The organism is Streptomyces palmae (genome assembly GCF_004684805.1).
Lineage (GTDB): Bacteria > Actinomycetota > Actinomycetes > Streptomycetales > Streptomycetaceae > Streptomyces > Streptomyces palmae.
On sequence record NZ_SRID01000447.1, the window covers coordinates 1 to 5069 of the forward strand.

A 5069-nucleotide genomic window follows, 5' to 3' on the forward strand; every position below is an offset into this window, starting at 1 on the left:
CCATCGCGCTCCCCCACCGCCCCGGTCGCCCCCGGCCGACGGGACGGGCCGGTCAGCTGCCCGCGAGGGCCTGGGTGGGGGACAGCCGGCCTGCCCGTACGGCCGGGTAGAGGCCGGCGATCGCGCCGATGAGCAGGGTGGTGGCGAGGCCTGCCCCCGCGGCCCAGGCCGGCACCTCGGTCGGCCAGCCGCGGGCGAGGGCGTATCCGGCGGTGATCGCGGTGCCCAGGACCGTTCCGCCCAGTCCGCCCAGTGCGGACAGCAGCAGCGACTCGGCCACGAACTGCCCTCTGATCTGCCCCCGGGTGGCGCCCAGCGCGCGGCGCAGGCCGATCTCGGGGCGGCGTTCGAGTACCGAGATCACCATGGTGTTGCCCACGCCGACCCCGCCGACCAGCAACGCCACGCCGCCGAGGCCGAGCAGCAGCCCGGTCAGCGCGGACTCGGTGGCCTCGCGTGCGGCCAGCGCGTCCGAGGGCCTGGAGACCAGTACCCCGTTCGGCCTCGCGGGGTTGGCGGTCGCCGCGAGGACGTCCCGTACCGCGCTGGTCCGGTCGTCCCGGGCCCGTACGTACACGGTCGTCGGATGGCCGTCGAAGCGCAGGTACCGCTGTGCCGCCTGCCACCCGACCAGCGCGGAGCCGTCGATCTCCGGTGCCAGTGGCACCGGTTCGAGCACGCCCACCAGGGAGAACCACTGGCCGCCCAGCCACAGCCGGGTGCCGGGGGTGTAGCTGTCCAGCCGGCGGGCCGCCCGGGATCCGAGCACCACGGCCGGGTAGTCGTCGGCGGCCGACTCCAACCACCTGCCGCTGCGGACGGAACCGCCGACCGCCGGCAGCAGCCCCGGCCCCGCCGCGGCCACCTGGATGCTGCCGGTCCGCCCGGCCGGCATGTGGGCGTTGCGGTAGACCGCCGTGTCGGGGACCACCCCGATCTGCGCCACCTCCCGGACCGGGCCGATGCGCCGGATCATGGGCACCGCCTCCTTGGGGAGGCTGGTCCGCTGCCCGCCGGCGTCCTGGCCGGGGGCGACGCGCAGCAGATTGGTGCCCAGCCGGTCGAGTCGGCGGTCGACCTCGGCCCGGCTGGAGCTGGAGATCCCCACGACGGCGACCATCGCGGCCACCCCGATGGCGATGCCGAGGGCGGACAGGAAGACCCGCAGCGGGCGGGTGCGCAGGCCCGTGCCACCGAGTCTGAGGAGGTCGGCGGGGCGCAGTCGGGCGGGGCTCAGCGGTGTCCGGCGCCGGCGGCTCATCGTGCTCCCCCGGTGTGCGGTGCGGCCGGGCCGGTGTCGGAGACGATCCGGCCGTCGCGCATCTCCACCCTGCGGTCCAGCGCGGCGGCCATCTCCCGGTCGTGGGTGATGACCACCACCGTGGTGCCGGCCGAGTGGAGTTCACGCAGCAGTTCCAGGACCGCCGCGCCGGAGGCCGAGTCGAGGTTGCCGGTGGGTTCGTCGGCGAGCAGCAGCACCGGTTCACCGATCACCGCCCGGGCGACCGCGGCCCGCTGCCGCTCTCCGCCGGAGAGCTGGTGGGGCAGGTGGTCGCTGCGGTGGTCCAGTCCCACCCGGGCCAGCGCCGCCGCCGCCCGACGCCGGCGTTCGGGCAGCGGCACACCCGCGTACAGCAGCCCGTCGGCGACGGTGTCCAGCACCGGCACCCCTGTGGCCAGGTGGAACTGCTGGAAGACGAAGCCGATGCGCTGGGCCCGCAGGGCGGAGATCTCGCGGTCGGACAGTTCGGCGATCGGGTGGCCGTCGATGGTGATCCGGCCGCCGGAGGGCCGGTCGAGGGTGCCCATGAGGTGGAGCAGGGTCGACTTGCCCGATCCGGAGTGGCCCACCACGGCGACCAGTTCGCCGTACCGGATCGACAGATCGACCCGGTGGAGCGCGGTGACCTGGCCGGGGTAGGTCTTGGACACGGCGGCGCAGTCGACGACGTGCGCCGCGGGGGCGGTGGGTGCCGGGGTCACTCGGGGATCCTCACCTTCATGCCCTCGTGCACCTGGGCACCGCTCACCTCGACCTTGCCGTCTGCGAACAGGCCGGTGGTGACCGGGATGTAGCGGCCGGCCCCGGTGCCGCCGCCTTGGGCGGGCTCCAGGCCGTGGCCGCCCTCGGCCAGGGCCACCAGGGCGGCGACCGGAACCGTCAGCACCCCTTGCCGGCGCCGGGCCACGGAGTGGACCGTGACCGGCCCGCTCTGCAACTCCCCCAGGGTGTGCTGGTCGGCGAAGGTGATCACCACGGGTACCGAGGCCGCCTTGGCCCCCGGCTCGCCGCCGGTGCCCGCCCCGCCGTCCTGGCCGTCCGCGCCGCCGGCGGCCGGCGCGGACGCCTCCTTGCCCACGCTGGCGATCCGGCCCTTGACCGAGCGGCCGTCCGGGAGGTCCACCGCGACCTCGGCACCCCGCCGCGCCCAGCCCATGTCGTCGGCGCGGGCCGCCACGGTGGCCATCCGCGCGGTGCTGGTGTAGCTGAGCAGGTCGCCGCCGGCGTCCGCCCCCACGCGTACGCCGGTCCTGCCGATCCGGATCGGGCCGGGTACGTAGACGAGGTCGCCGGTGCCGACGCGGCCGGTCTGCGGCACCCCGAGATCCTTCTGCCAGCGGCGGACGGCGGCGGCGGTCAGCTCGGTGTAGGTGTCGTCCACGGTGAACCCCGTGTAGCCCAGGGCGCTGAGGTTGGTCTCGAACTGCCGGACGTCCATACCGCGCAGCGGGGTCGGCGGACGGCCGGTACCGGGTGTCCGCTCGCCGCCGGTGCCGGTGTCGTTCCCGCCGGTGCCGGACGCCGACCCGCCGTCCCCCGCGGTGCCGGTGTCCTTCGCTCCGCTGCCCGGTGCCGGGGCGCCGTCGCCCTGGTGTTCCACCAGGCCCAGCTCGCGGTACATGGGCAGGCTGCCGTAGAGCAGTACCACCGGCCGGTCGTCCACCCGCAGCACCGCCCCGCCGCGCCGCAGGGTCGCACCGGGTTCGGGCAGCCAGGTCACCGTGCCCTTCGCCTTGGTCTGCAGCGGCACTTCGGGGCCGTGGCCGAGTTCGCCGTCGATCTCCGTCTGCTCGGTCAGGGTGGCCCGGGTGACCCGCACCACCTGGCTCGCTCTGCCCGGGCCCGCGGAATCGTCGCCGTCGCCTCCGCCCAACCCGAGTGCGCCCACCACGCTGACCCCGGCGACCAGGGTGATCCCGGCCCCCACCAGGACCGGCCCGCGCCGGCGCCGCCCGGGCCCGGGGCCGTCCGCTGCCTCGCCGGAGCGGTGCCGTCCGGCGGGTTCGCGCTGTTCCGTGTCGTTCACGTGTCCCTCGCCTCCCGACCGGTCAGCCCCGCGCCGGGGGCGGATTCCGGGGGACGCCCATGATCGGCCCGCAGCTGCGCTCGGCCCGTTTGGCCCCCGCCGAGGTGGAGTCCCAGGGGACCTGTTCCAGGTGGCCCTTCGCGTCCGGGTCCGGGAAGTCGGGAGCCCCGTGCTCCTGCATGCACCGCGCGTACCGCCGGCGCTTCTCGATCTCCGCCTTGGAGAGCGGGGGCTGGAGTGACTGCTCCAGTTCGTCGGGGATGGTGGGGTGGAGATCGGCGCAGCGCTCCTGCGCCCGGATGTACTTCCGGTCGCTCTTGACCGCACGGTTGTCGCCGAAGTCGACGCGGCCCTTCGCGTCGGGGTCGGGGACGTCCAGGCCCTGCTCGCGCAGGCACGCCACCCAGGCGCGCTGGGCGTCCACGTACTCCGCCAGCGCGCTGGAACCGCCCTGGGACCCCTGCCGGCCCGGGCCTCCGTCCTGTGCGGACGCGACCTCGCTTCCCCCGCCGCCACCGCAGCCGGCCATCGCGAACGCCATCGCCGACACCGTCCCGGCCAGCAGCAGCCGACCGCTTGACCAGCCTCGCGCACCCATCCTCATCAGGCTCCTCATGCCTCGTCACCGTCCGGCTCCGCCTCGGCCGGACGGCGACGACGGTAGGGAGGCCGCTGTGAAGAACCCATGAAGAACCCATCAAGAACCCGTCCGGTTCGCGGCGGCCCGAGGGCGCGGCGGGCAGAAGGGGCTCGGCCTCGACGCCTGGGCCGCCTCCCGGGGCAGACAGTTCGATAGTTCGCAGCACGAATTTCCGGGGTCCGTGAAGGTACTCTGATCGGGTGAGCAAGCATGAAGATGGCCCGATCGGAATGGTGGCCGCGCTGGTGCGGTCCGCGTTCCTGGTCAATGCCGTATACGCCGAGTCGAGCCGCGAGCACGGCATCACCCCGCAGCAGGGGCAGCTGCTGTGCGTCCTGATGCCCGGGCCGTGCGGCATGGGCGAGCTGGGCACGATGCTGCGGCTGGCGAAGTCGAGCCTGACCGGGCTGGTGGACCGCACCGAGCGCAACGGCCTGGTCCGGCGCACACCGGATCCGCAGGACACCCGCGCGGTCCGGGTCGCCCTGACCCCGCGCGGCAGCCGGCTGGCGGCGGAGTTCTACGAGGCGGCCTGCGCCCGGATCGACGAGCTGCCGGCGGGACTCAGCGCGACCGAACGCGAGGTGCTGGCCGGCCTGCTGGGCCGCGTCGTACGGGACAACAAGGTCCCCCCGGTGTTCGCTGAACCGGACGAGGGCGCCGCGGGCGGTCGCGGGCACTGACATCGCGGCGCCGAAACCCTCACGGGAAAGTTGAAGTTCGTGACACGAACCAATATTGTTCGCGTCACGAACTGAATTTCTGTTCACGGAGGGGGACACCATGGCCGGCACCGCGCTGTCCGCACGCAAGGCCGTCTTCGGCTTCGGCACTCACACGGGCATCGACGACGCGGCGGAACTGCTGCGCGCGACCCAGCAGGCCGACCGCGACGGACTCGATCTCTTCTCGCTGTCGGACCACCCCTACTTCGGTGGACGACTGGACGCCTACGCGACCCTCGGCTTCGTCCTCGGGCGCACCCGGCACATCGCCGGCTTCGCCAATGTCACCAATCTGCCGAACCGGCCGGCCCCCATGCTGGCGCGGATGGTGACCTCCCTGTCGGCGCTCTCGGAGGGCCGGGTGGTCCTCGGCATGGGGGCCGGCCGGTTCGGCAG

Annotated in this window: 6 protein-coding genes; 2 read left to right on the top strand and 4 right to left on the bottom strand. The window is 74.3% G+C overall.

Annotated elements, in window-relative coordinates; translation table 11 throughout:
• Window positions 1-52: 52 nt before the first annotated feature.
• Genes E4099_RS28800 through E4099_RS28815 form a run of 4 tightly spaced genes read right to left on the bottom strand, consistent with a single transcriptional unit; the run spans window position 53 to window position 3906 of the window.
• Complete coding sequence (locus E4099_RS28800; protein WP_135342060.1) at window positions 53-1261, bottom strand: ABC transporter permease; 1209 nt, start codon at window positions 1259-1261, stop codon at window positions 53-55.
• Entirely contained in the window at window positions 1258-1983 is a 726-nt protein-coding gene (locus E4099_RS28805) for an ABC transporter ATP-binding protein (RefSeq protein ID WP_135342061.1), read from the bottom strand. The genes E4099_RS28800 and E4099_RS28805 overlap by 4 nt, the downstream gene beginning before the upstream one ends.
• The gene (locus E4099_RS28810; RefSeq protein WP_209446784.1) at window positions 1980-3308 is read right to left on the bottom strand and encodes a peptidoglycan-binding domain-containing protein; all 1329 of its coding nucleotides are present in this window, start codon (window positions 3306-3308) and stop codon (window positions 1980-1982) included. Before E4099_RS28810 ends, E4099_RS28805 begins: the two co-directional genes overlap by 4 nt.
• 22 nt (window positions 3309-3330) lie before the next feature.
• Window positions 3331-3906 carry a hypothetical protein gene (locus tag E4099_RS28815; protein ID WP_135342063.1) on the bottom strand — a complete coding sequence of 192 codons (576 nt, stop codon included), beginning with the start codon at window positions 3904-3906 and terminating at the stop codon, window positions 3331-3333.
• A gap of 266 nt (window positions 3907-4172) precedes the next feature.
• Here E4099_RS28815 and E4099_RS28820 point away from each other — a divergent pair, with 266 nt between their 5' ends.
• Together E4099_RS28820 and E4099_RS28825 are read left to right on the top strand one after the other, a co-directional pair.
• Complete coding sequence (locus E4099_RS28820; RefSeq protein ID WP_135342064.1) at window positions 4173-4631, top strand: MarR family winged helix-turn-helix transcriptional regulator; 459 nt, start codon at window positions 4173-4175, stop codon at window positions 4629-4631.
• A 100-nt stretch (window positions 4632-4731) separates the two neighbouring features.
• Window positions 4732-5069, top strand: a 338-nt coding sequence (locus E4099_RS28825) for an LLM class flavin-dependent oxidoreductase (protein ID WP_209446785.1), incomplete at its 3' end; no start/stop codon positions are given.